The sequence below is a fragment of the Nocardioides baculatus genome, from assembly GCF_016735675.1.
In the GTDB taxonomy this organism is placed as follows: domain Bacteria; phylum Actinomycetota; class Actinomycetes; order Propionibacteriales; family Nocardioidaceae; genus Nocardioides; species Nocardioides baculatus.
The window spans coordinates 72,916-99,195 of the sequence record NZ_JAERSG010000002.1 but is presented as its reverse complement, the minus strand read 5'-3'; the positions used below and the strand labels follow the sequence as shown (position 1 = coordinate 99,195).

The following is a 26,280-nucleotide window of genomic DNA, read 5'->3' as shown; positions in this document are numbered from 1 at the left end:
GCTCAGTCCTCCGTCTTGCGGACCAGCGGCGGCATGATCGATCCGTCGTCGAGGAACTGCGGCAGCCGCTCGGGCGGAACCGTTCCAGGGGTCGCGGCGCGCGCCGGCCTGACGGTCTCGCCGTCGACGCCGTACAGCGCCTCCCAGATCGCCCGGATGCCGTCGCCGGTCGAGCCCGAGCCGGTGCCGGCCTGGCTGATCATCATCACGACCACGTAGTCCTTGGTGTAGGACGCGACCCATCCGGTCGTCTGCTTGCCGTAGACCTCGGCCGACCCGGTCTTCGCGCGGATCGTCACGTCGTCGAGGGGGAACCCGACGAGCTTCCACGCCATCGTGCCGACGCTGGCGACGTTCTGGAGCGCGCTGTCGATGTAGTCGAGGTACTTCTTCGGGACGTCGACCTGGGCGACCTTGCGCGGGGCGATCCGGCGCAGGACGTCGCCGTCCGGGCTGACCAGCGCCTTGGCCACGGTCGGCGCCCAGAGCGTGCCGCCGTTGCTGAGGGCGGCGTAGGCCCGGGCGAGCTGGAGCGGCGTGACGATCGTGTCGCCCTGGCCGATCGAGAAGTTCACGGCGTCGCCGGCGCGGTAGAGGTTGCCCTCGAGGCAGAACTCGCGCGCGAACTTGTAGACGAAGTCGCTGGTCTCCGCGGTCTGCGGCTTGGCGCTGAGGTCGCAGTAGTAGTCCTTCTGCGACCGGTAGTAGTCGAGCTTCCACTGGCGGTCGGCGATGCGGCCGGGGGCCTCGCCGGGCAGGTCGATACCGGTGCGCGAGCCGAAGCCGAACTCCTTGGCCTCCTCGACCAGCGGGTCCTTGGCGTCGACATCGGCCGGGTCGCTCCCGAACTTCTGCCAGAAGTTGAAGCCGATCCGGTAGAAGAACGTGTTGCAGGAGACCTCGAGCGCCTTGGCGAAGCCGATGTTGCCGTAGGCGCCGGACTCGTAGTTCTTGAACACCCGGTTGCCGACCTGGAAGCCCGACGAGCACGGCAGGGTCGTGTCCATCGAGTAGCCGTTGGTCAGCGCGCCCGCGGTCATGAACGGCTTCCACGTCGAGCCGGGGGCGAACTGGCCCTGGGTGGCGCGCGAGAGCAGCGGGGTGCCGGCCTTCTCGGAGTAGAGGTGCGCGAGCTGTGCCTCGCTGATGCCGCCCGTCCAGACATCGGGGTCGTACGTCGGCTGGCTGGCCATCGCGACCACCCGGCCCGTCTTGGCGTCGAGGACGACCGCGGCGCCCGAGTCGGCGACGTACTTGCGTCCGGTGACCGGGTCGACCTGGGTGCGCTGGTAGGCGATCCGCGCGGCGAGCTGCTTCTCGACGACCGACTGCACCTTGGCGTCGATCGAGGTGACGAGCGTGTCGCCGGGCGTGCTCTCGACCATCGAGTCGTCACCGAGCACCCGGCCCATCGAGTCCACGGCGACGCGGCGGTAGCCGGGCAGTCCGCGCAGCCACTCGTCGTACTGCTTCTCGACGCCGGCGCGACCGACGACCGAGGCGCCGTTGAGCGAGCGGTCGTCGCGCTCGGCGGCGAGGTCGTACTCGTCCTCGGTCACCGGGCTGAGGTAGCCCAGGACGTGGGCCAGGTTGATGCCGTAGGGGCGCGGGTAGGAGCGCACGCTCTGCTGCTCGGCGAGGACGCCCGGGTAGTCCTCGGGCTGCTCGAGCACGCGGAGGGCGACGTCCTTGGAGACGTCGGAGGCGACGGGCACCGGCTGGTAGGGCGAGCCGTTCCAGCAGGTGCCACGGACGCTGCCGGGGTCACCGCAGGTGACCAGTCGGGCCTCGACGTCCTCGGGCGTGGACTCGACCGCGACGGCGACGCGGCGGACGAGCTCGGTGCGCTGGTCGGCGTCGAGCTTGCCGAGGAGAGTGCGGTCGACCGAGACCACCCACGACGTGCGGTTGGCGACCAGCGGCCGGCCCTGGCTGTCGACGATGAGGCCGCGCTGGGGCTGCACGACGATGTCGCGGACCGACTGGTTGGCGGCCTGGGCCTGGTAGCCCTCGCCGCCGATGACCTGGAGGTAGTAGAGCCGGACGAAGAGCGTCGAGAAGAGCGCGAACGCGAGCGCCTGCACGACGACGAGGCGCATCCGGCTCCTGCTGCTCGCGGCCCGGGAGCCCGTGCTCACGTCGTCGCCCACTGCGGGCTCAGGCGAGCGAAGAGCCGCATCAGCGGCGGCAGCACGAACGGCGTCAGCAGCACGTCCCAGACGACGGCGACCAGGACGACCTCGAGCAGGCCGACGACGGACGTGCCGGGGTCGTCGAGGACGATGCCGGACAGCGCGAACAGCGAGGTCGCGACGAACGACGCCGCGGCGACGGTGCCGACCACGGCCATCGCGCTCGGCTTCTGGTCCTGTCGCACGCGGGCGGCGAGGAACGCCGCGATCGTCAGCGCCAGCGCCCAGCGTCCGGCGACGTGGTCGGCCGGGGGCGCGAGGTCGAGCGTGAGGCCGGCGACGAAGCCGAGCACCAGCGCGAACGGCGCCTCGACCGTGAGCGCGGCCGCGACCACGACGAGCAGGCAGAGGTTGGGCACGATGCCGTGCCACGCGAGGTGCGGGAAGAGCGAGACCTGCACGACGAGGGCGACCACGACGGCGGCGACGGCGACCGCCCACCTCAGCCCCTTCATCGGAGGGTCCCGTCGGCCTCGACCAGGGCGCGGTCGCTCTGCGAGCCGCTCGGCACCATCACCCCGACCACGTCGAGGGAGGAGAAGTCGACGAACGGCTCGACCACGGCCCGCTGGGACGCCTCGCGCAGCGAGGAGTAGACCTCGGTGATCCTGCCGATCGGCACGCCCGGCTCGTAGGGACCGCTCGCGCTCCCCCACGTCACGACCGTGTCGTCGCGCGCCGGGACCGACGCGTCGTCCACGAGGCGCAGGTCGAGACCGGCCGCCTGGTCGAGCGAACCGCTGCCGTTGACGAAGCCGATCTCCATGCTCGAGCCGACGCGACCGCCGACCGTCGAGTCGGGGTCCACGATCAGCAGCACCGTCGCGGTGCTGCGCGAGACCCGCAGGACACGACCGACCAGGCCGTCGTTGTTGACGACGGTCATGTCCGGCCCGACCCCGGCGGCCGATCCGGCGTCGATGGTGACCGTGAAGCTCTGCGACTGGCGCGACCCGACGGCCACCACCCGGGCGGGCACCAGGGCCGAGCCCAGGTCGGTCGCCGCAGCGGTGAGGCCGTCGTACTGCTCGAGGCGGTTGCGCTCGAAGCCGGCGAGCTCGACCTGGCTCTTGAGGTCGGCGTTGCTGGCCTCGAGGTCGCGCACCTCGTCGGCGAGGTCGCCCTTGCTGCGGAACCAGGCCGGCACGGACGTGAACGGGCGTACGGCGGTGGCGACGGCCGACTCGGCCGGACCGAACGCCTCGCCCACGGCCCGGCGGGCCGGCTCGAGCGGCGAGCTCGCGCCGCCGGAGACGTCCAGGGTCACCAGCGTGATGCTGGCCAGCACGAGCGCGACGAGCAGCGAGCGCGGCGGGCGGTTGCGGGACTCGAGCCTGTCGAGCCCGGTCCAGCGGCGTTCGCGTCCCCCGAGCGAGGCCATCAGAAGCGCCTCACGTCGGACACGAGCACCTGCTGGAGCGCCTCGAACTCCTCGACGCACTTGCCTGCGCCGTAGGCCACGGAGGACAGCGGGTCCTCCGCGACGTGGACGGGCATGCCGGTCTCGTGGCGCAGCCGCTCGTCGAGGCCGCGCAGCATCGCGCCGCCGCCGGTGAGCACGATGCCGCGGTCCATGATGTCGCCGGCGAGCTCGGGCGGGGTCTGGTCGAGGGTGCTGCGGACCGCGTCGATGATGTTGTGGAGCGGCTCCTCGAGCGCCTGGCGCAGCTCGGAGCTCGACACGACGACCGTGCGGGGCAGGCCGGAGACCATGTCACGGCCGCGGATCTCGGCGTCGGGCTCGCTGGGGAGCGGGAAGGCCGACCCAAGGGTCATCTTCATCTCCTCTGCGGTGCGCTCCCCCAGCATGAGGGAGTACTCCTTCTTCATCCACGCGATGATCGCCTGGTCGAGGTCGTCGCCCGCGGTGCGGACCGACAGGCTCGTGACGATGCCGCCGAGGCTGATCACCGCGACCTCGGTCGTGCCGCCGCCGACGTCGACGACCATGTTGCCGGTCGCCTCGTGGACCGGGAGCCCGGCACCGATCGCGGCGGCCATCGGCTCCTCGACGATGTAGACCCGGCGGGCGCCGGCCTGGTAGCCGGCCTCCTTCACCGCACGCTGCTCGACGGCGGTGATCCCGCTCGGCACGCAGATCACCATGCGCGGCTTGGCGAAGTAGCGGCGGCGGTGCACCTGGTGGATGAAGTAGCGCAGCATCTGCTCGGTCGCCTCGAAGTCGGCGATCACGCCGTCCTTCAGCGGCCGGATGGCGGCGATGTTGTCGGGTGTGCGCCCGATCATCCGCTTGGCCTCGTGGCCCACGGCGAGCACCTCGCCGGTGGTGGTGTTCATCGCCACGACCGACGGCTCGTCGAGGACGATCCCCTTGCCGCGGACATAGACCAGCGTGTTGGCAGTGCCGAGGTCCACGGCCATGTCTCGGCCGATGAGGTTGTGTGCCATTGCCGCTGCTGCCCCTGCAGGTCGGGTGGTGCTCTGGGAAGAGGGGTCAGCGCTGGCTCCGACCCACGCTCAGGTTAAGGAGCGCGGACGGGTGTTCCCGGTAGGACACGCGCGTCACATGAGTCCCAGCAATCTCAGGGGCGCGCGTCGTGGGTCGCCGACTGGGAGGGCGAGTCTGACACTTGGAGGGGGTTGCAAAGGCCTCCAGGTGTCAGAGTCCCCACACGTGCGGGGACTTCGACAGGGGGGTCAGAGCGCGGGGAACCAGATCCCGATCTCGCGGGCCGCGGACTCCTCGGAGTCGGAGCCGTGCACAAGGTTCTGCTGGACCGCGAGTCCCCAGTCGCGACCGAGGTCGCCGCGGATGGTGCCGGGGGCGGCGACGGTCGGGTCGGTGGCGCCGGCGAGGGAGCGGAAGCCCTCGATGCAGCGCTGGCCCTCGATGACCACGGCGAGCACCGGACCGGACAGCATGAACTCGACGAGCGGGCCGTAGAACGGCTTGCCCTCGTGCTCGGCGTAGTGGGCGGCGAGGATCTCGGGGGTGGCGCTGCGCAGCTCGACGGCCGCGAGCGTGTAGCCCTTGGCCTCGATCCGGCGCAGGATCTCGCCCGAGAGGCCGCGGCGTACGCCGTCGGGCTTGACGAGGACGAGGGAACGCTGGACGTCGGTCATGGCCGGAAGCCTAGCGAGCGGGGTCGGCGAGCTCCTTGCGCAGGTGCACATCCGCCTCGCCCGCCACCGGGAGCGCGTCCCAGCGGGCGAGCTCGACGTACCCGTGGCGCTCGTAGAAGGCGGGCGCCTGGAAGGTGAACGAGGTGACGTAGACGACCCGCACGCCTCGTGCGGCGGCCTCGGCCTCGAAGGCCGCGAGGAGCTGCGCCCCGAGGCCCGACCCGCGACAGTCGGCGCGCACCCAGGTCATGGCGATGCCCGCGGCCGTTCCCCACGTCCAGCCGCTGATGCCCGCCGCCAGGCCCGCGTCGTCGTCGATCTGCACCGTGAGCTCGCGCTGCGGACCGGCGTGCGACATCGCCGCCGCGTTGTACGCGTCGAGCTCGTCGGACAGGCGCTGGTCGAGGGCCTGGTCGCCCTCGCCCACCCGGGTCCGGAAGGTCACTGTTGCTCGGCGCGGTACGCCGCCCACGCGGCGGCGCGCTCGCGCTCGATCTTGCGGCCGAGCAGGTCGGCGCCCGCCCAGAGCGCGGCGAAGATCGCGCCGAGGCCGAACATCACGGGGACCACGAAGCCCAGGCCGATCGCCGCCACCTGGACGACGTAGCCGGCGACGTAGGCCCACTCGGCGCGGAGCATGCCGGCGAGCAGCAGGCACACGACCGCCAGGCCGAGGCCGATGGACACGGCCGTCGAGGTGTCGACGTCGGCGATGGTGATCATCACCGGGGTCGTGAGGCCGAGGGCGATCGCCTCCAGGCTCAGCACCGCGGCGCACATGCCGCGGCGCGGCGAGCGCTCGGTGTTGGCGGGTGCGGGCGTGCCGGACGACTCAGTCACGCCGGCCCTTGAGCATCGCGCGCGCCTCGCCGACCGTGACGACGGAGCCGGTCACGAGGACGGCCCCGGAGCCGATCGACACCTCGATCGCCCCCTGCGCCTCGGCGAGGGTGGCGGCGCGGTCGATGGCCTCCGCGAGGTCCGGCACGACGGAGACCCGGTCCTCGCCGAAGACCTCGGTCGCCACCCGGCCGAGGGCTGCGGCGGACATCGAGCGCGGCGTCGAGTTCTGGGTGACGACGACGTAGGAGAGCACCGACTCGAGGGCGGAGAGCAGACCCTCGTAGTCCTTGTCCTCCATCACGCCGATCACTCCCACGAGCGGGCTGAAGGAGAAGGAGTCCTCGAGCGCCGCGGCGAGCGCCTCGGCACCGTGCGGGTTGTGCGCGGCGTCGAGCACGATCGTCGGGCTGCGCCGGATGATCTCGAGCCGACCCGGCGAGGTGACCTCGGCGAAGGCCGCACGGACCAGGTCCTCGTCGAGCGCGCCGGTCCCGAAGGACTCGACGGCGGCGAGGGCGACGGCGGCGTTCTGGGCCTGGTGGGCGCCGTAGAGGGGCAGGAACACGTCGTCGTACGTGGCGCGGAGGCCCTGGATCGAGATGACCTGGCCACCGACGGCGGGCGTGCGCGAGATGACGCCGAACTCCATCCCCTCGCGCGCCACGGTCACGCCGACCTCGGTGGCGCGCTCGAGCAGCACCGCCGCGACCTCCGGGGTCTGCTCCGCGAGCACGGCGACCGAGCCGGCCTTGATGATCCCGGCCTTCTCGATCGCGATCGTGGCCGCATCGCTGCCGAGGTACTTCTCGTGGTCGACCGCGATGGGGAGCACGACGGCGACGTCGGAGTCGATCACGTTGGTCGCGTCCCACGCACCGCCCATCCCGACCTCGACCACGGCGACGTCGACCGGGGCGTCGGCGAAGGCGGCGTACGCCATCCCGACGATCGTCTCGAAGAAGCTGAGCGGGTGCTCCTGCTCGGTGTCGACGAGGTGCGTGTAGGGCGCGACGTCGTTGAAGGCGCGGACGAACGCCTCGTCGTCCAGCGGCTCGCCGTCGACGCTGATCCGCTCGCTCATCCGCTCGAGGTGCGGCGAGGTGAAGCGACCGGTGCGCAGGTCGAGCGCGCGCAGGAGGGTCTCGATCATCCGGCTCGTGCTGGTCTTGCCGTTGGTGCCGGTCAGGTGCACCGAGCGGAACGAGCGCTGCGGCTCGCCGAGCAGCTCGGTGAAGGCGAGGATCCGGTCCAGGCTCGGCTCGAGCTTGGTCTCCGGCCAGCGCGAGAGCAGGGCGTCCTCGACCTCGTCGAAGGACTCGGCCGGGCGGGCTTCAGGCAGGGCGTCAGTCATGTCGCACCGAGTCTAGGGAGTCAGCACCGCACGATCCGCTTCCACGGCTGGACGACCTCCAGCGACCGCCCGTCCAGGGGGTGCTCGCGGAACTGGTCGAGGGCATCGGCCCACCGGGGATCGGCGGTGCCGGTGACGTACATCGACGAGCCCTGGTCGGCGTAGACGAGCCCGTAGCGCTTTATCGCCACGACGATCGCCTTCGCCGCACCGGTGTAGCGCCCGGCCCTGAACGACCTCGTCAACCGGAAGCGCATGCCGTACGCCGGCAGGTCCGCGGCGGTGTTGCCGCTCGGCCCGCAGTGGCGGGCCGGCCACGTGAAGGCGGAGCGAGCGCTCGGCAGGGTGAAGCGCAGCGCGTGGGTGATCCGGCCCGTGGCCGCCTCCTCGTAGGACAGGAGCCCGGGCAGGATCGGCAGTCCGGCGGCGTCGGCGGACGTCCACCGCGCGGGACGCAGCCTGTTGGAGGACAGGTCCCAACGGGCGGCCGCCGCGGCCCGCCAGGCGACGACGGTGCCGGAGGAGTCGCGCACCCGCTCGGCGGCGTACAGCTCGATGAGCTCGCACGTGCCGCGGCGGACGGTGATCACGTGCCGGTCGCCCGAGTCGGGGTCGGGGTCGCGGGTGCTGCCGCCCTCGATCGCGGCGTCGGCCGGGACGAACACCGGTCCGCGGTCGCTCTCGTCGGCGTAGTCCTCACCGTCGACGCCGAACTGCAGCGGCAGCAGCGGCTGGTCCTCGTCGACGACGTTGACCGGGACGCCGTAGTACTCCTCCGTGGTACCGAGGTCGAGGTGCAGGTCGTGCCCGGCGGCCTGCTTCGCCACGATCGCCGCCGACCTCGCGAAGACCGGTCGGTCGTCGATGCGCCTGTTCCACGGGTTGTCGGCCGGGAAGACCCGGCAGCCGCCGACGGCGTGGACCGGAGCGGCGCGCCGGTCCACCTGCGGGACGGCGCCTGCGGGGAGCGCGACCGCGGCGACGACCAGGGACAGGGTGAGGAGCAGGGTCCTGCGCATCCCTGGAGGCTAGGGGCTCGCGGGCAGCCTGACGAGGTGCTCGGCCATGTCGACGACGGGCTCGTAGCCGAGGCCGGCGTAGATCTTGTTCGACGTCGGGTTGGCCTGGTCGGTGAACAGGCACATCCGGGTGCCCGCCTCGAGCCCGCGACGGGTCAGCTCCCCGACGACGTACGACGCGATGCCGGCGCCGCGGTGCTCCTTGGGCGTGTAGACGGGACCGATGCGCGCGACGCCGTAGGACGGCACACCGGAGCCGGAGAGGTGCGCGACCGTCCCGTCGGGGAGCTCCCACAGCCACTCGACGCCCTCGCGGATCCGGATCAGGACACTGTCGAGGGTGTTGTGCTCGCCGGACCCCGGGTCGGGCTCGCGGCCGGCCTGCTCGTCCGCCTCGGCGTGGAAGGCGGTGAACCAAGCGAGGACCAGCCCGGCGTCGTCCTCGGTGGCGAGGCGCAGCCGACCCTCGGGTGCCGGAGGGACGGTGACAGCGGTGCACTCCCAGAGCCGCGTCGACTTGTCGCTGACCATCTCTCCCCCGGCGAGCCCGGCCGCGGTGCGGGCGAGGACCTCGGCGCCCGGCAGCGCACCGTTGGCGCCGCCCAGGTGCTCGCCGCGGTCGTGGAGCGCGCCGGCGAGCGCGCGTGCGGCCTGGTCGGACATCGGCAGCGAGAAGGTCGGGTACGGCTTGAACGGAGCAGTCCGCATCGCGGCGCTCGTCACCTCGCCGGTGTCGTCGCGGACGACCACCCACCAGCGCTGGAACGGCGCGTCGACCTCGGCCCACGAGTCGATCCCGTCGGCGATCTCGCGCGCGGTCCGCGCGCTGACGCTGGCGATCACGCTGCCGAGCACCGGCTGCGCGGCGAGCAGGTCGCCGGCGGCGTCGAGGAAGGGCTGCGGGGTGTCGAAGAACTCCAGCTCCATGGCGGCACGGTAGTCAGCGATGCTGGGGTGATGCACCGCCTTATCGTCGCCGTCGTCGTCGCCGCCGCGGCGCTGCTGAGCGCCTGCGAGGAGGACATGGGCCAGGGCGACTGGGTGCTGGTCGTGAACGACACGGACGAACGCGTCTACGTGGAGGACCCCGACAAGCCGGGCCAGGGCTACCGCGTCGCCGTCGAGCCGGGCGAGACGGCCCGGGCCCCCACCGTCGACAAGTGCGACCTCGTCGAGCTCGTCGCGCACTCCGGCTCGGAGGACGGCCCCGTGGTGGCGACCCGTCCGCTCGAGCAGGCGCAGGACTGCACGGATACCTGGGTCGTGGTGCCAGACACCTCTCCTCAAGATTAGTCGTTTTCGCAGGCAGGACGCGCGTCAATAGACTTCCTGCATGACTGAGAACCCCGACACCCACGCCCCGGAGACGACGAGCACCGACCAGCGTGCTGTCGTCGTACCCGAGCGTCCGGCGCTGGAGGGGCTCGAGGACAAGTGGTCGCGCACGTGGGCCGACAACGACACCTACGCGTTCGACCGTACGCAGCCGCGGGAGAACGTCTACTCGATCGACACGCCCCCGCCGACCGTCAGCGGCTCGCTGCACGTCGGGCACGTCTACTCCTACAGCCACACCGACCTGATCGCGCGCTACCAGCGGATGCAGGGCAAGGCCGTCTTCTACCCGATCGGCTGGGACGACAACGGCCTGCCGACCGAGCGTCGCGTCCAGAACTACTTCGGCGTGCGCTGCGACCCGACGTTGCCCTACGACGCCGAGTTCACGCCGCCGGAGAAGCCGGACCCCAAGAAGCAGGTCCCGGTCAGCCGGCCGAACTTCATCGAGCTGTGCGAGCAGCTCGTCGTCGAGGACGAGCAGGCCTTCGAGGCGCTGTGGCGCCAGCTCGGCCTGTCGGTCCAGTGGAACCCGACCTACACGACGATCGGCGACCACTCGCGCACCGTCAGCCAGCGTGCGTTCCTGCGCAACTACGCCCGCGGCGAGGCCTACCTCTCCGAGGCCCCGACGCTCTGGGACGTCACGTTCCAGACCGCCGTCGCCCAGGCCGAGCTCGAGGCGCGCGACTACCCGGGTGCCTACCACCGGGTCGCGTTCCACCAGCCTGACGGCTCGCCGATCCACATCGAGACCACCCGCCCCGAGCTGATCCCGAGCGTCGTCGCGCTCATCGCGCACCCCGACGACGAGCGCTACCAGGGGCTCTTCGGAACCACGGTCACCTCGCCCGTCTTCGGCGTCGAGATCCCGGTCCTCGCCCACCCGGCGGCCGAGCCCGACAAGGGCGCGGGCATCGCGATGTGCTGCACGTTCGGTGACCTCACCGACGTCATGTGGTGGCGCGAGCTCAGCCTCCCGGTCCGCACGGTCGTCGGCCGGGACGGGCGACTGCTCCGCGAGACGCCCGAGTGGCTCGGCAGCGACGCCGCATCGACGGCGTACGCCGAGATGGCGGGCAAGACGACCTTCAGCGCCCGCGAGGCGATCGTCGCCATGCTCCGCGAGTCCGGCGACCTCGACGGCGAGCCCAAGCCGACGCAGCGGATGGCGAACTTCTACGAGAAGGGCGACAAGCCGCTCGAGATCGTCGCGACCCGCCAGTGGTACATCAAGAACGGCGGCCGGGACGCCCAGCTCCGCAAGGAGATGCTGGTCCGTGGCGAGGAGATCACCTGGATCCCGACCCACATGAAGCACCGCTACGACAACTGGGTCGGCGGCCTCAACGGTGACTGGCTGATCTCGCGGCAGCGGTTCTTCGGCATCCCGTTCCCGGTCTGGTACCCGCTCGACGCCGACGGCGAGCCCGACCACGACCACCCGCTGATGCCCTCGGAGGACCAGCTCCCGGTCGACCCGTCGACGCAGGCGCCGCACGGCTACACCGAGGACCAGCGCGGCAAGCCCGGCGGCTTCATCGGCGACCCCGACGTGATGGACACCTGGGCGACCTCGTCCCTGACGCCGCACATCGCGGGGATGTGGGAGGCCGACGAGGACCTGTTCTCGCGGGTCTTCCCCTACGACCTCGCGACCCAGGCGCACGACATCATCCGCACCTGGCTCTTCTCGCGCGTCGTCCGCGCCGACTTCGAGAACGGCGTCGCGCCGTGGTCGCACGCGATGATCTCCGGCTTCATCGTCGACCCGGACCGCAAGAAGATGTCGAAGTCCAAGGGCAACGTCGTCGTCCCGACCGACATCCTCGACAAGTACGGCGCCGACGCCGTCCGCTGGCGCGCCGCCATCGGCCGTCCGGGGATGGACTCGCCGTTCGACGAGTCGCAGATGAAGGTCGGCCGCCGCCTGGCCATGAAGGTCCTCAACGCCTCCAAGTTCGTCCTCGGCAACGTCGGTGCGACCACGCTGTCGCCCAGCGCCGTCAGCAACCCCGTCGACTGCGCCCTGCTGGGCCGGCTCGAGACCGTCGTCCGCAGGGCGACCGAGGCGTTCGACGCGTACGACTACACGACCGCGCTCGAGGTGACCGAGAAGTTCTTCTGGGAGTTCTGCGACGACTACCTCGAGCTGGTCAAGGAGCGGGCCTACGACGCCGAGGGCGGGGCCGGCACCGACTCGGCCCGGGCCACGCTGGCGATCGCGCTCCACGTCCAGCTCCGGCTGCTCGCGCCGATCCTGCCCTACGCGACTGAGGAGGTCTGGTCGTGGTGGCAGGACGGCTCGATCCACCACGCCGCCTGGCCGACCGCCGCCGACCTGGGCTCCGCCGCTGCCTCGCAGCCGCTCGTCCTCGACGCCGTCGCCGCCGCCCTCACCGGCATCCGCGGCGCGAAGTCGCAGGCCAAGGCCAAGATGCGCGCCCCGCTCTCCCGCGTGGAGATCACCGGCCCGACCGCCCTGGTCGACGCGGCGCGTCGGGCGGAGGACGACCTGCGCGCGGTCGGCAACGTCGTCGGCTCCCTGGACTTCGTCGCCGACGACGCGGCCACCGAGCTCCGCGTGAGCGCCGAGCTCGCGCCGGTCGAGGACGCCCCGTCGTCCTGACCCGCGCCTGATCCCTGGGTGACCTCCGTGCGAGCGGTGGTCCAGCCACGTTCCTGATCCTCGGGACGTGGGTGGGCCACCGCTGCCCCGGGATCGCGCGGCTGTCAGTTTCCCCGGTTACCCGGGGAAACTGGAGGTTCCAGTGCGAAGTTTCGCGGGTGAGGCTCACGTTTCCCCGGGTAACCGGGGATCGCGACACGAGGCCGCCGATGAGGCGGGGTCAGCCCTTGCGGCCGGCCTTCTCGGCGTCCTTCGCCGCCTTGTCGGCAGCCTTCTCCGCGTCCTTGGCGGCCTTGTCGGCGGCCTTCTGGGCGTCCCTGGCGGCGTTGTCGGCGGCCGTCTGGGCGTCTCGGGCGGCCTTGTCGGCGGCCCTCTGGGCGTCACGGGCGGCCCTGGCCGCGGCGTGCTCGGCGTGGCGGGCCGCCTTCTCGGCGGCCTGGGCCGCGCGACGCTCGGCCTTCGCGGCCGTCCTCTCGGCACGCCGCTCCGCCTTCGCCGCTTGGCGGTCGGCCTTGAGCTGCTCCCTGGCCTCGCTCCTGGCCAGCTTGCGCTCTTCGCGAGCGGCCGACCGGTCGGTCTTGCGGTCCGCCTTCGCCTGCGCCCGGTCGGCGTCGGCGGTCGTCGTGGTCGTCGTGGACGTCACGGGCTCCGCGGCGCCGGACTTCGGGGACGTGGCCTTCGTGCCCGTCGCCGTCGCAGTCTTCGCGGATGCGGCCGCGGGTACGGGGAGCAGCTGCGTGCTCAGCTCGACCGGGACGCCCACCGCGGTCGGCTCGGGAGCGTCGGGCGTGGGTGTGGGTGTGGGTGTGTTCACTCGCTCGACGTGGCCACCCACGGCCGCTGCGATGGGCTTGCCCGGCTGGAGGAAGTCGAAGCTCGAGCCCCGACCGACCGAGAGTGCCATCAGGACGGCGCAGAGCACAGCGACGAGAGCGAAGCCGAGGAGCGGCCGCTTCGGATCAACCCGCACAGGGTTTCCTTCCCACACGTGAACGAGACGTCAGTGTGGACGGGTCATGACGCGTGATCATGGTCGATGGTCCGGAATAGTCCGAAATGACTAGACCGGCCTGGTCCGATCGGGCCATCCGGCCCGAGGGGGCGCGCCGACCGTCAGGCGGACTTCTTCTTGCGACCCTCGGCCTCGCGCGGGATGAGGGTCGGCGCGACGTCGTCCTCGACGACCTCGCGGGTCACGATCACCTTCGCCACGTCACCGCGCGAGGGGACGTCGTACATCACGTAGAGGAGGACCTCCTCGATGATGGCGCGCAGCCCGCGAGCACCGGTGCCCCGCTCGAGCGCCGCGTCGGCGATCGAGTCGATGGCGTCGGGGGTGAACTCCAGCTCGACCCCGTCGAGGTCGAAGAGCTTCTGGTACTGCTTGACGAGCGCGTTGCGCGGCTCGGTGAGGATCTGGACCAGCGCCGCCCGGTCGAGCTTGGACACGCTCGCGATGAGCGGCAGGCGGCCGATGAACTCGGGGATCAGGCCGAACTTGGTGAGGTCCTCCGGACGGACCTGGGCCAGGTAGTCGTCGGCCTCGCGCTCGGCTGCACCGCGGACGTCTGCCATGAAGCCCAGCGACTTCTTGCCGACGCGCTGCTCGATGATCTGCTCGAGCCCGGCGAAGGCACCACCCACGATGAAGAGGATGTTGGTGGTGTCGATCTGGATGAACTCCTGGTGCGGGTGCTTGCGACCGCCCTGCGGGGGCACCGACGCGGTCGTGCCCTCCAGCATCTTGAGCAGCGCCTGCTGCACGCCCTCGCCGGAGACGTCGCGCGTGATCGAGGGGTTCTCCGACTTGCGGGCCACCTTGTCGATCTCGTCGATGTAGATGATGCCGGTCTCGGCCTTCTTGACGTCGTAGTCGGCGGCCTGGATGAGCTTGAGGAGGATGTTCTCCACGTCCTCGCCGACGTAGCCGGCCTCGGTCAGGGCCGTGGCGTCGGCGATCGCGAAGGGGACGTTGAGCATCCGGGCGAGCGTCTGGGCGAGGTAGGTCTTGCCGCACCCCGTGGGCCCGATGACGAGGATGTTGGACTTGGCGACCTCGACGACGTCGTCCTTGGCCTTGCCGCTGACCGGCTGGAGACCCGACTGGACACGCTTGTAGTGGTTGTAGACCGCGACGGCGAGGGACTTCTTCGCGTGCTCCTGGCCGATGACGTAAGAGTTGAGGAACTCGAAGATCTCCTTGGGCTTGGGCAGCTCCTCGAGGCTGACCTCCGAACCCTCGGCGAGCTCCTCCTCGATGATCTCGTTGCAGAGCTCGATGCACTCGTCGCAGATGTAGACGTTGGGACCCGCGATGAGCTTCTTGACCTGCTTCTGGCTCTTGCCACAGAAGTTGCACTTCAGCAGGTCGCCGCCGTCACCGATACGTGCCACGAGTCGTGTCCTCCAGTCTCGCCGGGTGGGGGCCCCGGCGTTCAACACCTTGCACTGTCCGGTCTTGCAAGGGGCCCGACGACGGTACCCCGTGCCGGCCCCGGGCGGGGGCCGGACACGAGATGTCGCGGGTCATGATTTGCGTGCGTCAGACGAGCGCGGGAACGCCCTTGCGGGACTCGATCACCGCGTCGATGAGGCCGTACTCGACGGCCTGCTCGGCGGTCAGGATCTTGTCGCGCTCGATGTCGGCGCTCACCTGGTCGAGGTCCTTGCCGCTGGAGTCGGAGATCATCCGCTCGAGCAGCTCGCGCATCCGGAGGATCTCGTTGGCCTGGATCTCGATGTCGGAGGTCTGGCCGAACGTGCCCTCGGTGTAGGGCTGGTGGATCAGGATGCGGCTGTTGGGCAGCGCCATCCGCTTGCCCTTGGCGCCGCTCGCCAGGAGGATCGCGGCGGCCGAGGCGGCCTGGCCCAGGCACACGGTCTGCACGGCGGGCTTGATGAAGCGCATCGTGTCGTAGATCGCGGTCAGCGCGGTGAACGAGCCGCCGGGGCTGTTGATGTAGATGCTGATGTCGCTGTCGGGGTTCATCGTCTCCAGGCACAGCAGCTGCGCGATGACCGCGTTGGCCACGTCGTCGCTGATCGGCGTGCCGAGGTAGATGATGCGGTCCTCGAAGAGCTTGGCGTAGGGGTCGATGCGCCGGAACCCGTAGGAGGTGCGCTCTTCCCACTGGGGGATGTAGTAGTTCATGTCTCAGTCCTTGTTCCGGGCCGGACGGCCCTCGTCTGCGGCCTCGCGGGCGCTGGTGATGACCTGGTCGACCAGTCCGTAGTCCACGGCCTGGTCGGCGGTGAACCACCGGTCACGGTCGGCGTCGGCGACGACCTGCTCGACGGACTGGCCGGTGTGCTCGGCGATCAGGTCGAGCAGCACCTTCTTGATGTGGAGCGACTGCTGGGCCTGGATCTTGATGTCCGAGGCCGAGCCGCCCATGCCCGAGGAGGGCTGGTGCATCATGATCCGCGCGTGCGGGAGGGCGTAGCGCTTGCCCTTGGTGCCGGCGCAGAGCAGGAACTGGCCCATCGAGGCGGCGAGCCCCATGCCGACCGTCGCGACGTCGTTGGGGATGTAGTTCATCGTGTCGTAGATCGCCATGCCGGCGTCGACGGATCCGCCGGGGCTGTTGATGTGGAGGAAGATGTCGGCCTCCGGGTCCTCGGCGGAGAGCAGCAGGAGCTGGGCGCAGATCGCGTTGGCGTTCTGGTCGCGCACCTCCGAGCCGAGGAAGACGATGCGCTCGCGGAGGAGGCGCTGGTAGATGTGGTCGTCGAGGCCATACATCCCACCGGCGCCGTTCATCTCGGGCGAGAGGGCTGGGCTGGAGTTCTGGTTCACGCTGGCGACATTAGCCGGAAGGTCGGACAGTTCCACGCGACAACCCGCCCTGTTCGCCCACAGCGGATTCGGGTGCGCGACCGTCCGGCGAGTGCAGCCTCAGTCGAGGGCGACCTCGGCCAGGACCTCGCGGAAGACGCGGTAGCGCTCGGGTCCGACGCGCTCGGACCACTCCTCGTCGCAGGCCTGCAGCACCCGTGCCGCCCGGCGGATCGCGTCACCGCCGCGCTCCGTGATGCGTACGCGACGGGCGCGCGCGTCGTGCTCGGCCACCGCGACCTCGACCATCCCGAGGCCCTCCAGCTGCCGCACGAACTGTCCGCACCCCTGGGTGGTCATCTCGGCACAGACGGCCAGCTCGCTGATCGTCAGCCCCTCCGGAGGCAGCCACTCGAGCACCCGCAGCTGGGAGGGCCGCAGCTCGGGGGCCTCGTCCGACAGGCGCGAGCGGATCTTGCCGAACACCATCCCCATCAGCATCGGGAGGTGCGGCTCGACGGCCGGCAGCCGCCCCTTGACGTGAGTCATGAAAGCAACTTACCTTTTCCTGTCATGAAAGCAACTTTCACGACTGGGCAGGTGATCGGGGTGCACGACCGCGCGGCGCTGGGCGACGACGACGTGAGCGACGTCGAGCTGGCCGCGATGGTCGCCGACCTGTGGCACGTGCCGGGCGTGGAGCTGCTCGACTCCGGGGCCGAGGTCGTGGACTACCACGTGCCGTCGATCCTGACCGGCGCCCGTACGTGGGTGCGCGGGCACGCCGACGCCGGCGACGGCCCTCGTGGGTTCGCGCTGTTCGTGAAGCGCGTGCACAGCTGGCGCCACTCCCCCGCCTTCGCCTCCGTGCCGCCGGAGATCGGCGAGTGGGCGGCCACATCCGTGCCGTGGCGGTCCGAGCCCCTCCTCTACGCCCGCGACCTGGCCGACCGCCTCCCCGACGGCCTCTCCATGCCGCGCGCGGTACGGGTCGACGAGCGCCCCGACGACACCGCCACCGTCTGGATGGAGGCGGTGGAGGCGAGCCCCGAGCCCTGGGACGCGGGGACGTACGTCGAGGCCGCCGGCCTGCTGGGCCGGATGTCCGGGAGCAGCCGGGTCGCCGAGCTGGCCGCGATCGACCCGCAGCCGTGGCACATCCAGTACTTCGTCGTGGGCCGCATCGGTCACACGGTGCTCCCCGGGCTCTTCGACAACGCCACCTGGGAGCACGAGCTCGTCGCACCGCACTTCGGCGACCTGCGCACACCGCTGACGGCCGTGGCCCACCACGTCGACGCCCTCGGCGAGGAGTTCGCCCGGATGCCCCACCGCACGGCGCACGGCGACGCCTGCCCCAACAACCTGCTGCGCCACCCGTCCGGCCGCGGATTCACGCTCATCGACTTCGGCTTCTGGCGACCGCAGCCGGTCGGCTTCGACCTGTCCCAGCTCCTCGTGGGCGACATCCAGATCGGCCGGCGCGACGCGACCGACCTGCCGGAGCTGGCCGAGGCCTGCCTGACGGCGTACGCCGACGGGCTCGCCGCGGAGGGCGTCGAGGTCGCCGACGCGGAGCTCCGCCGGGCGCACGCCGTGAGCCTGATGCTGTTCAACGGACTGCCGAGCCTGCCGCTCGAGCAGCTGGGCGACGAGCCCACCGACGCGCTGCACGACTGGGCGCTCCAGCGCTCCCGGATCGCGCGCTACGCCCTCGACGTGCTCGAGCGCACTGATCGCTAGGTTTCCCTGACGCCGTCCGCGCGGCTCACTACCGTGGCCGTGTGGACCGGAGGGGGAACCGACCCAGCGCCCTGGCGCGTTGCGCGGTGGTGGCTGCACTGGCGCTCGGCGCCGTCGCGTGCGGCGAGCGGCCTCCCCCTCGGGCGTCCGAGACGACCGCCGCATCGCCCGAGCCCACCGACGACCTTGCGGCGATCGCGGCCGCGGAGGCGACCGTGCGTGCCTTCTTCGCAGTGAAGGGGCGGGCAGAGGACCCGATCCGCGTCCAGATCGACCAGCAGGCCGCGTACCTGACGTCGCGAGACGTCCACCCCACCACGGCGTACGACGCGAGCACGAGCGACCAGCCGTCGGGGATCACCGACGAGACCGTCGACGTCGAGCTGTCGAACGCGCGCACGGCCGGCGAGGAGGTCCGGGTGGACTTCGCGTTCCAGAGCACTGGCGTCACCTACACCCTCATCGACGGCGAGCTGCAGCTGGACATGCGACAGCCGCAGGAGTCTCACTGGGACGGCACGGCGACCCTCGAGGAGCTCGACGGTGAGTGGCTGATCAACGACCTCTCCCTCGAGCGCTACGGCAGCAGCATCGGCTGACCTGCAGACGAACGACCGGCGCCCACCCGAAGGTGGACGCCGGTCGTCGCGTGCACGTGGAGCGGGAGGCTCAGGCCTCGTCCGACTCCGTCATCTCCTCGGCAGCAGCCTCGTCGACCGGCTCGCCGATGGTGCCGTCGGGACGGAGGTTCTTCAGCTCGACCACGTTGCCCGAGGCGTCCTTGACGGTCGCGGCCTCGACGATCTGGGCCAGCGCCTTGCCGCGCATGATCTCCTGCACGAGCTCGGGGATGTGGTTGTGCTCGAACATGTGGTTCGCGAACTCCTGCGGGTCCTGCCCGGACTGCTGGGCACGACGCACGAGGTGCTCGGAGAGCTCGGCCTGGTCGATGCCGAACTCCTCCTTCTTCGCGATCTTGTCGAGGATGAACTGGGCGGCGACGGCGTCACGGACCCGGCGCTCGAGGTCGGCCTCGAACTCCTCCTGGGTCTGGCCCTCGTCCTCGAGGTACTTCTCCATGGTGATGCCGGCGAAGCCGAGCTGCTGCTCGACGTTCTGGCGACGAGCGTTGAGCTCGTCGGTGACCATCACCTCGGGGAGCGGGATCTCGACCTTCTCGAGGAGCGCCTCGAGGACGGCGTCGCGCGCGGCGGCGGCCTGCTCGAGGCGCTTGCCGCGGCCGAGGCGCTCGCGCACGTCGGCGGTGAGCTCCTCGGCGGTGTCGAACTCGGAGGCGAGCTGCGCGAACTCGTCGTCGTACTCGGGCAGCTGCTGCTCCTGCACGGCCGTCACCTTGACGGTGACCTGCACGGCCTCGCCCACCAGGTCGCCGCCGACGAGCTCGGAGTCGAAGGTCTTGTCCTCACCGGCCGACAGGCCGACCAGGGCCTCGTCGAGGCCGTCGATCATGCCGCCGCGGCCGACCTTGTAGGACATGCCGCTGACCTCGCCACCCTCGACGGCCTCGCCGTCGGAGGCCGCGAGGAGGTCGATCGTCACGAAGTCGCCCTCGGCGGCCGCGCGCTCGACGGGGACCAGGGTGCCGAAGCGCTCACGGAGCGCCTCGACCTGCTCGTCGACGTCGGCCTCGGTGATCTCGATGTCCTCGACGCTGGCCTCGAGGCCGTCGTAGGACGGCAGCTCGAAGTCGGGCTTGACGTCGACCTCGGCGGTGAACTCGAGCGACTCGTTGTCCTCGAACTTCGTCACCTCGATCTCCGGCTGGGCCAGCGGCTCGAGGTCGTGCTCCTGCAGGGCAGCCATGTACTGCTGCGGGACGACGGCGTTGATCGCCTCGTCGAGCACGGGACCGCGGCCGACCTGGCGGTCGATGACCGCCGGCGGGACCTTGCCGCGGCGGAAGCCGGGGACGTTGATCTGCTTCGCGATCTTCTGGTACGCCGCGTCGAGGCTCGGCTTGAGCTCCTCGAAGGGCACCTCGACGGTCAGCTTGGCCCGGGTGGGGCTCAAGGTCTCGACGGCGCTCTTCACAAATGTCTCCTGATGCTGGTCATGGGGATGGGCGACCACGCGAGGGGGAAGGCGCGGACGCGAACCACGAGAGTCTATCGAGGCAGCGCGCAGGGGCCGAATCAGTCGGGGCGACAGGACTCGAACCTGCGGTCTCCTGCTCCCAAAGCAGGCGCGCTAGCCACTACGCTACGCCCCGCCAAACGGGCCCCAGGGCCGCCGGAGCGGCGACCCGTGGGCCTGCTTGGAGCGGATGACGGGAATCGAACCCGCGTAGCCAGTTTGGAAGACTGGGGCTCTACCATTGAGCTACATCCGCGTGCCCCGTGCGCAGCTTCCCCATGGGTCGTACGACGCCGGTGCGGGAGTCATGGTGCCACAGGTGCGCGGCCCGTCCCCCATCGGTCGGGTCCGCCGTGCGAGGCGGTCAGCGGCGGTGCACGAGCAGCAGCGCGCGGTCGTCACTGCGGGAGCCGAGTGAGTCGATCAGGCGCTCAGCGCCACCCTCGAAGTGACCGCGGAGCAGGCGCTCGGCCTGCCCGAGCATCTTGTCGATCCCCGAGCCGATGTCGCGCGTGCGGGTCTCCACCATGCCGTCGGTGTAGAGGAGCATGGCGTCGCCGCGGCGCATCTCGCCGTAGGTCGCGCTGAACGAGGCTCCCTCGATCAGCCCGAGGACCGGGCCCTCGCACTCGAGCACCTCCCACCGGCCGGACCCGGCGTGACGGAGAGCCGCGGGAGGATGACCCGCGCTGCGGATGACGTACTGGCCGGTGTCGAGGTCGAGCGAGAGGTGGATCGCGGTGGCGAACCCCTCGTCCCAGTCCTGCTGGAGCAGGAACGTGTTGGCGCCGGTGAGGAACTCGCTCGGCGGGAGGGCGCTGAGCAGGCCGCCGATCGCGCCCGACAGGAGGAGCGCGCGGGTGCCGGCGCCCTGCCCCTTGCCGGAGACGTCGACGACGGCCACGTCGAGGCGGTTGCCCGTCCGCGAGGTGACCACGAAGTCGCCCGCGAAGGGGGTGCCGCCGGCCGACCTCAGCTCGGCGGCGGCGTACCACTCGTCGGGGAGGGCCGGGATGCCGCCCTGGCGCAGGATCCGGTCGCGCAGGTCGACGAACATCTGCTCGCCCTGGATCCCCGCGACGCCGAGGCGCGACCGTCGGAACGACGACATGAGGACGAGGAACCCCAGCCCGAAGATGATGATGACGGTGAGCACGACCCGGACGTTGAGCCGCCCCTGGAAGGGCACGACCACGGCCAGCACGAAGAGCACGAAGACCACGAACCACGGCAGCTGACGCGGGCCAAGCACGAGGCTGGAGACGACGAGCGGCACCAGCAGCGTCACGAGGGGCGCGTCCCTGGGGAAGAAGAAGATCGCCAGGCCGATGGCGACGGTCGCGACGACCAGCGCGACGAGGATCCGGGACCCGTGCGGCAGCACCCGGTCGAGCACTGCCTCGAGCCACTGGCTCGCGCTGCGGGAGCTGCGGTCGCGGGCAGCGCTCATGTCTGCGCTCCTCCCGATGCGCCGGCATCCTTGGACGCAGACTGTACGGCTCGCGAGCGGAAGGTGGGCTGACATCTGGGACACCAGAAGATGTTGCGTCCGACGAGCTCTCCCGTGCGGACGGTCGACCCGCACACGTGGCACGGCATCCCCGTACGGCGGTAGACGTAGACCTCGCCGCCGTGGTCGTCCTGGCGGGGCGCGCGGCCCATGGCTTCCGGCAGGTGCTCGGGTCGGACCGTGTCGATCCGGTTGGCGCGCACACCCTCGGCCATGAGCCCGACCAGGTCCGCCCAGATCGAGCGCCACTGCCCGACGCGCAGCGTGTTGCCGGGGCGCAGCGGGTGGATGCGGTGCCGGAAGAGCACCTCGGCGCGGTAGACGTTGCCGACGCCTGCCAGCACCTTCTGGTCCATCAGCAGGTCGCCGATCGGGCGGGGGCTGCGCGAGATGCGCCGCCAGGCCAGGTCCGGCTCGGCGTCACTCCTCAGCGGGTCGGGGCCGAGCCGGCCGAGGATCTCGTCGCGTCTCGCCGGCCCGACGAGGTCGCACAGGATGGCGCCCCGCAGGTCGGCGTACGCCGTCCCGCGCTTGTCGGAGCCGGCGTCGGGGACGGTCACCAGCCGGAGTCGTACGGCACCCACCGGGGCGGGCACCTCCTCGACCTCCGCGTGGACGTCGAACGCCCCGATCAGGCCGAGGTGGACGTGCACGAACCGGTCGTGGTCGAGGTCGACGAACAGGTGCTTGCCCGCCGAGTCCGCGCCGACGACGGTCGACCCGTCGAGCTGAGCGGCCTCCGTGGCGAAGCGACCCTGCGGCGAGGAGACGCGGACGGCCCGCCCGGCGAACGCTGCGGTGAGGTCGTCGGCGAGCCGCCGTAGGGTGTGCCCCTCAGGCATCCGGGTCGTCGGGCGTGGCCGCGGTGTCGGGGCCGCGCAGGGCGGACTCCGGCAGCGGGGGCAGCTCGCGCGACTCGTCGTAGACCGACAGCTGGCCGATCCGGCGGACGTGGCGCTCCTCGCCCGAGAACGGGGTGGTCAGGAAGACCTCGACGAAGCGGGTCATGTCGTCGACCGAGTGCATCCGGCCACCGACCGAGACGACGTTGGCGTCGTTGTGCTCGCGACCGAGCGCGGCGGTCTCCTCCGACCAGGCGAGGGCGCAGCGGATGCCGGTGACCTTGTTGGCGGCCATCTGCTCGCCGTTGCCCGAGCCGCCGATGACGACGCCGAGCGAGTCGAGGCCCTCGGCGCGCTCGGACGCGACCGCCTCACCGGCCCGGAGGCAGAAGACGGGGTAGTCGTCGACCGCGTCGTAGACGAACGGGCCGTGGTCGACGGCCTCGTAGCCGTGGTCGACCAGCCAGTGGAGGAGGTGGTCCTTCAGCTCGAGTCCGGCGTGGTCGGAGCCCAGGTGAACGCGCATGGGAAAAGTCTGGCAGAGCGTCCCGACGACCCTAGAGGTGCATGTCGATCCAGCCGGCGACCGTGCGGACCAGCGGCTCGGAGGCGGTGAACTGGGCGTGCCGCCAGAAGCCGTGGGTCTGGCCGAGGCAGCGGATGCCGACGGTCTCCACGCCGGCCTCGGCGATCCGCCGGGCGAGCTCCTCCCCCTCGTCGCGCAGCGGGTCGGCCTCGGCGCTCGCGACGAACGTGGGCGGCAGCGTGTGCAGCCGGTCCGACAGCAGGGGCGCGAGGTCGGGGTCGTCGAAGTCGGCGTCGGTGCGTGCGTACTGCGCCCAGTACCAGTGGGCCTCGGCCGGGTCGAAGCCCGTGTCGCGCGCCTCGTCCCACGAGGGGAAGGCGCAGTGCGGGTCGAGGAACGGGTAGACGAGCGCCACGACCGAGAAGAACCCGGGGTTGCGGAGGGCGGCGACGAGGGCGAGGTTGGCGCCGGCCGAGTCGCCGTGGGCGGCGTACGGACCGGGCAGGCCGCCCTGTCGCAGCCAGCCGACGACGGTGTCGAGGTCGTCGGGGGCTGCCGGGAACCGGTCCTCGGGCGGTCGTCGGTACTCGACGCTCAGCACTGCACGCCGACCGCGGTTGGCCATCCGACGGCAGATGCCGTCGTGGACGTCGACGTCGTTGAGCACGAAGCCACCGCCGTGGGCGTGCACGACGAGGCCGGGGAGGGCGTCGGCCGGCGTGAAGAGCCGGCACGGCACGCCGTCGGCGTCGACGTCGACCACCGACGCGACGTCCTCGCGGGGCAGCCGCAGGTTGGCCCGGCGTACGTCCTCGCGGTGCGCCGCGACGTCGAAGCCGGGGGCGGTCAGGTCGGGACTGGTGTCGGCCGCGACGGCGGCACGGACCTCGGGGTACATCACGCGCGCGGGGTCAGCGCGACATCAGCGCGTCGAGGCCGACGGCGACGGCCGCGGCGACCCGGAAGTCGACCCGGTCGTCGGGCACGGTCACCCGGTAGCGGTCGCCGATCGACATCTTCCGCTCGACCGAGAAGAGCGCGTTGCCCTCGGCGTCGAGGAAGTCGAAGTGGATCGGGATGAAGTCGAGCTCGGTGAAGCGCCGCAGGATGCCGACGACCTGGTTGCGCTCGCGACCGGTGCCCGTGTAGCCGGGCCCCTCGATGTGAAAGGTCGAGCGCAGCAGCGAGGCGCCGAAGTCCTTGCGGAAGAAGCCGATCTGCGCGCCGCCCTCGTCGGTGATGTCGTAGCCGGCGTTGAGGTCGAGCTTCTTGCGGGCCTTGAAGCCGAAGACCGGGCGCGACTTGCCTGCGTCGGAGTAGAAGGTCACCTGCTCCTTGAACGCCATCCGCTTCTGCTCGGCCAGGGCCATCAGGCGGGTCGGGTTGCCCGCCTCGTCGGACTCCGACACCTCGTAGCGGTTGATCATCATGGTGAGCTTCTGCTTCACCACGAAGTGCGGCAGGTACATCTCGGCGGCGTTCTCGGCAGGCATGCGAGCACCCTAGCCAGCGCTGACGCGTGCCAGCTCCTCGTCGACCACCGAGGGGTCGAGCTTGGTGAAGACCGGCGTCGGCTTCTCGACCGTCGCCCCGACCGTGACGGGACGCGACTCCCACCGCGGCGTGGTGGAGTAGTCGCCCGTGATGACGGGGTACGACGTCAGCCCGGCGCCGTTGTCGGGGTCGAGCTCGTCGACCTGGTCGATGCGCGGCATCGGGACGAACTCGCCCTCGCCGCCGAGCACGAGGTGCACCTTGTTGGCGGCGTGGGGCAGGAACGGCGCGAGCAGCGTGTTGCAGTCGCTCACGCACTGGACCGCCACGTGCAGCACGGTCGCCAGGCGCTCGCGCTGCGACTCGTCCTTCATCTTGTAGGGCTCGGTGACCGTCAGGTACTTGTTCACCTCGCCGACGATGCGCATCGCCTCGGCGGTCGCGGCGCGCAGCCGGTGGTGGCCGAGCAGGTTGCCGACGCTCTCGAACCCACCGCGTACGGCGGCGAGGACGGCCTCGTCGACCGGCTCGAGCTCGCCGAGGGGCGGGATCTCGCCGAAGCTCTTGGCGACCATCGTGGCCGTGCGGTTGACCAGGTTGCCCCAGCCGGCGACGAGCTCGGAGTTGTTGCGGGTGACGAAGTCGGCCCACGTGAAGGCGGCGTCGGAGGTCTCCGGGCCGGCGGCGCAGATGAAGTAGCGCAGCGGGTCGGGGCCGTAGCGGGCGAGGAAGTCGCCGACGTAGAGCACGTGGCCGCGCGAGGTGGAGAACTGCTGGTCGCCCATCGTGAGGTACTCCGAGGAGACCACCTCGGTGGGCAGGTTGAGCAGGCCGTACGACCCCGGCTGGCCCCCGCGCGAGCCCTGGCCGTTGTAGGCCAGCAGCTCGGCCGGCCAGATCTGGGAGTGGAAGACGATGTTGTCCTTGCCCATGAAGTAGTAGGACAGGGCGTCGGGGTCGTTCCACCAGCCACGCCACGCGTCGGGGTCGCCCGAGCGTCGCGCCCACTCGATGGACGCCGACAGGTAGCCGATCACCGCGTCGAACCAGACGTAGAGCCGCTTGGTCGGCTGGTCCTCCCACCCCGGCACCGGGATGCCCCAGTCGATGTCGCGCGTCATCGCGCGCGGCCGGATCTCCTTGAGGATGTTCTGGCTGAACTTGATGACGTTGGGCCGCCACGTGCCGCTCGACTCGCGCTCGTCGAGCCACTCCCCCAGCGCGTCGGCCAGGGCGGGCAGGTCGAGGAGGAAGTGCTGGGTGTCGACGAACTGCGGCGTCTCGCCGTTGATCTTCGACCTCGGGTTGATCAGGTCGGTGGCGTCGAGCTGGTTGCCGCAGTTGTCGCACTGGTCGCCACGGGCGTCGCCGTAGCCGCAGATCGGGCAGGTGCCCTCGATGTAGCGGTCGGGCAGCGTGCGACCCGTGGACGGGCTGATCGCCGCCTGCGTGGTCTGCTCGACCATGTAGCCGTTGGCCAGGACGGTGCGGAACATCTCCTGCACGACGCCGTAGTGGTTCCCGGTCGTGGTGCGGGTGAAGAGGTCGTAGGACAGGCCGAGGTCGGCGAGGTCGTTGACGATGACCGCGTTGAACTTGCCGGCGAGGTCCTTCGCGCTGACGCCCTGCTGGTCGGCGGTGACGAGGATCGGCGTGCCGTGCTCGTCGGTGCCCGACACCATCAGCACCTCGTGGCCGGCCATCCGCATGTAGCGGCTGAACACGTCGGAGGGCACGCCGAAGCCGGCGACATGGCCGATGTGGCGCGGGCCGTTGGCGTACGGCCAGGCGACGGCGGACAGGACACGAGTCATGGGCACAACCCTAGTGACCGGGCGCGACC

The 26,280-nt window shown here is 71.0% G+C and carries 26 protein-coding genes and 2 tRNA genes; 4 read left to right on the top strand and 24 right to left on the bottom strand.

Annotated elements, in window-relative coordinates:
• Positions 1–2: 2 nt before the first annotated feature.
• From mrdA to JI751_RS21735, 10 genes are all read right to left on the bottom strand, one after another.
• Complete coding sequence (gene mrdA / locus JI751_RS06175; RefSeq protein WP_307813897.1) at positions 3–2,138, bottom strand: penicillin-binding protein 2; 2,136 nt, start codon at positions 2,136–2,138, stop codon at positions 3–5.
• Positions 2,135–2,647, bottom strand: a complete 513-nt coding sequence (mreD, locus tag JI751_RS06170) for a rod shape-determining protein MreD (RefSeq protein ID WP_201934813.1) — start codon at positions 2,645–2,647, stop codon at positions 2,135–2,137. The genes mrdA and mreD overlap by 4 nt, the downstream gene beginning before the upstream one ends.
• A complete protein-coding gene (gene mreC, locus JI751_RS06165; RefSeq protein ID WP_201934805.1) occupies positions 2,644–3,573 on the bottom strand; it encodes a rod shape-determining protein MreC in 930 nt (309 codons plus the stop codon). Before mreC ends, mreD begins: the two co-directional genes overlap by 4 nt.
• Positions 3,573–4,601, bottom strand: a complete 1,029-nt coding sequence (locus JI751_RS06160; RefSeq protein ID WP_201934803.1) for a rod shape-determining protein — start codon at positions 4,599–4,601, stop codon at positions 3,573–3,575. The genes mreC and JI751_RS06160 overlap by 1 nt, the downstream gene beginning before the upstream one ends.
• Positions 4,602–4,850: 249 nt before the next feature.
• On the bottom strand, positions 4,851–5,276 hold the full coding sequence (ndk, locus tag JI751_RS06155; protein ID WP_201934801.1) for a nucleoside-diphosphate kinase: 426 nt from the start codon (positions 5,274–5,276) through the stop codon (positions 4,851–4,853).
• Between the two features lie 10 nt (positions 5,277–5,286).
• On the bottom strand, positions 5,287–5,721 hold the full coding sequence (locus tag JI751_RS06150; protein WP_201934799.1) for a GNAT family N-acetyltransferase: 435 nt from the start codon (positions 5,719–5,721) through the stop codon (positions 5,287–5,289).
• Positions 5,718–6,116 (bottom strand): DUF4233 domain-containing protein, encoded by a 399-nt coding sequence (locus tag JI751_RS06145; RefSeq protein ID WP_307813895.1) that lies wholly within the window; start codon positions 6,114–6,116, stop codon positions 5,718–5,720. Before JI751_RS06145 ends, JI751_RS06150 begins: the two co-directional genes overlap by 4 nt.
• Positions 6,109–7,470, bottom strand: coding sequence for a bifunctional folylpolyglutamate synthase/dihydrofolate synthase (locus JI751_RS06140; RefSeq protein ID WP_201934798.1), 1,362 nt, complete (start codon positions 7,468–7,470; stop codon positions 6,109–6,111). The genes JI751_RS06145 and JI751_RS06140 overlap by 8 nt, the downstream gene beginning before the upstream one ends.
• Before the next feature lie 20 nt (positions 7,471–7,490).
• Positions 7,491–8,489 (bottom strand): hypothetical protein, encoded by a 999-nt coding sequence (locus JI751_RS06135; RefSeq protein ID WP_201934797.1) that lies wholly within the window; start codon positions 8,487–8,489, stop codon positions 7,491–7,493.
• A gap of 9 nt (positions 8,490–8,498) precedes the next feature.
• Entirely contained in the window at positions 8,499–9,452 is a 954-nt protein-coding gene (locus JI751_RS21735; protein ID WP_201934796.1) for a GNAT family N-acetyltransferase, read from the bottom strand.
• Here JI751_RS21735 and JI751_RS06125 point away from each other — a divergent pair.
• Complete coding sequence (locus tag JI751_RS06125; protein ID WP_201934794.1) at positions 9,447–9,782, top strand: hypothetical protein; 336 nt, start codon at positions 9,447–9,449, stop codon at positions 9,780–9,782. The two genes, JI751_RS21735 and JI751_RS06125, sit on opposite strands and share 6 nt — an antisense overlap.
• Positions 9,783–9,822: 40 nt before the next feature.
• Positions 9,823–12,453 carry a valine--tRNA ligase gene (gene valS, locus JI751_RS06120; protein ID WP_201934793.1) on the top strand — a complete coding sequence of 877 codons (2,631 nt, stop codon included), beginning with the start codon at positions 9,823–9,825 and terminating at the stop codon, positions 12,451–12,453.
• Positions 12,454–12,673: 220 nt separating this feature from the next.
• Here valS and JI751_RS06115 read toward each other — a convergent pair whose 3' ends face one another.
• The 5 genes from JI751_RS06115 to JI751_RS06095 all read right to left on the bottom strand — a co-directional run bounded on the left by JI751_RS06115 (position 12,674) and on the right by JI751_RS06095 (position 16,777).
• A complete protein-coding gene (locus JI751_RS06115; RefSeq protein WP_201934789.1) occupies positions 12,674–13,423 on the bottom strand; it encodes a hypothetical protein in 750 nt (249 codons plus the stop codon).
• A 143-nt stretch (positions 13,424–13,566) separates the two neighbouring features.
• A complete protein-coding gene (clpX, locus tag JI751_RS06110; RefSeq protein ID WP_201934788.1) occupies positions 13,567–14,847 on the bottom strand; it encodes an ATP-dependent Clp protease ATP-binding subunit ClpX in 1,281 nt (426 codons plus the stop codon).
• Positions 14,848–14,995: 148 nt separating this feature from the next.
• Complete coding sequence (locus tag JI751_RS06105; RefSeq protein ID WP_129473042.1) at positions 14,996–15,604, bottom strand: ATP-dependent Clp protease proteolytic subunit; 609 nt, start codon at positions 15,602–15,604, stop codon at positions 14,996–14,998.
• A gap of 3 nt (positions 15,605–15,607) precedes the next feature.
• On the bottom strand, positions 15,608–16,213 hold the full coding sequence (locus tag JI751_RS06100; protein WP_201935802.1) for an ATP-dependent Clp protease proteolytic subunit: 606 nt from the start codon (positions 16,211–16,213) through the stop codon (positions 15,608–15,610).
• Between the two features lie 135 nt (positions 16,214–16,348).
• Positions 16,349–16,777: a MarR family winged helix-turn-helix transcriptional regulator gene (locus tag JI751_RS06095; RefSeq protein ID WP_201934787.1), complete on the bottom strand. Its 429-nt coding sequence runs from the start codon at positions 16,775–16,777 to the stop codon at positions 16,349–16,351.
• 24 nt (positions 16,778–16,801) lie between these two features.
• Between JI751_RS06095 and JI751_RS06090 the strand changes: the two genes are divergently transcribed.
• Together JI751_RS06090 and JI751_RS06085 are read left to right on the top strand one after the other, a co-directional pair.
• A complete protein-coding gene (locus JI751_RS06090; protein WP_201934786.1) occupies positions 16,802–17,971 on the top strand; it encodes a phosphotransferase in 1,170 nt (389 codons plus the stop codon).
• Positions 17,972–18,057: 86 nt separating this feature from the next.
• On the top strand, positions 18,058–18,570 hold the full coding sequence (locus JI751_RS06085; RefSeq protein WP_201934780.1) for a hypothetical protein: 513 nt from the start codon (positions 18,058–18,060) through the stop codon (positions 18,568–18,570).
• 70 nt (positions 18,571–18,640) lie between these two features.
• Here the strand turns inward: JI751_RS06085 and tig are convergent, their stop codons facing one another.
• From tig to metG, 9 genes are all read right to left on the bottom strand, one after another.
• Positions 18,641–20,023 carry a trigger factor gene (gene tig / locus JI751_RS06080; RefSeq protein ID WP_201934778.1) on the bottom strand — a complete coding sequence of 461 codons (1,383 nt, stop codon included), beginning with the start codon at positions 20,021–20,023 and terminating at the stop codon, positions 18,641–18,643.
• Positions 20,024–20,128: 105 nt separating this feature from the next.
• Positions 20,129–20,201, bottom strand: a tRNA-Pro gene (locus tag JI751_RS06075).
• 46 nt (positions 20,202–20,247) lie between these two features.
• Positions 20,248–20,321, bottom strand: a tRNA-Gly gene (locus tag JI751_RS06070).
• Positions 20,322–20,429: 108 nt separating this feature from the next.
• Complete coding sequence (locus JI751_RS06065) at positions 20,430–21,515, bottom strand: PP2C family protein-serine/threonine phosphatase (protein WP_201934776.1); 1,086 nt, start codon at positions 21,513–21,515, stop codon at positions 20,430–20,432.
• A complete protein-coding gene (locus JI751_RS06060) occupies positions 21,512–22,417 on the bottom strand; it encodes an Fpg/Nei family DNA glycosylase (RefSeq protein ID WP_201934775.1) in 906 nt (301 codons plus the stop codon). The genes JI751_RS06065 and JI751_RS06060 overlap by 4 nt, the downstream gene beginning before the upstream one ends.
• Complete coding sequence (locus JI751_RS06055; protein WP_201934774.1) at positions 22,410–22,943, bottom strand: ribose-5-phosphate isomerase; 534 nt, start codon at positions 22,941–22,943, stop codon at positions 22,410–22,412. The genes JI751_RS06060 and JI751_RS06055 overlap by 8 nt, the downstream gene beginning before the upstream one ends.
• A gap of 31 nt (positions 22,944–22,974) precedes the next feature.
• Positions 22,975–23,841 (bottom strand): alpha/beta hydrolase, encoded by an 867-nt coding sequence (locus tag JI751_RS06050; RefSeq protein ID WP_201935801.1) that lies wholly within the window; start codon positions 23,839–23,841, stop codon positions 22,975–22,977.
• Between the two features lie 13 nt (positions 23,842–23,854).
• The gene (locus JI751_RS06045) at positions 23,855–24,436 is read right to left on the bottom strand and encodes an LURP-one-related family protein (protein ID WP_236665814.1); all 582 of its coding nucleotides are present in this window, start codon (positions 24,434–24,436) and stop codon (positions 23,855–23,857) included.
• 9 nt (positions 24,437–24,445) lie between these two features.
• Entirely contained in the window at positions 24,446–26,251 is a 1,806-nt protein-coding gene (gene metG, locus JI751_RS06040; protein ID WP_201934771.1) for a methionine--tRNA ligase, read from the bottom strand.
• Positions 26,252–26,280 lie beyond the last annotated feature (29 nt).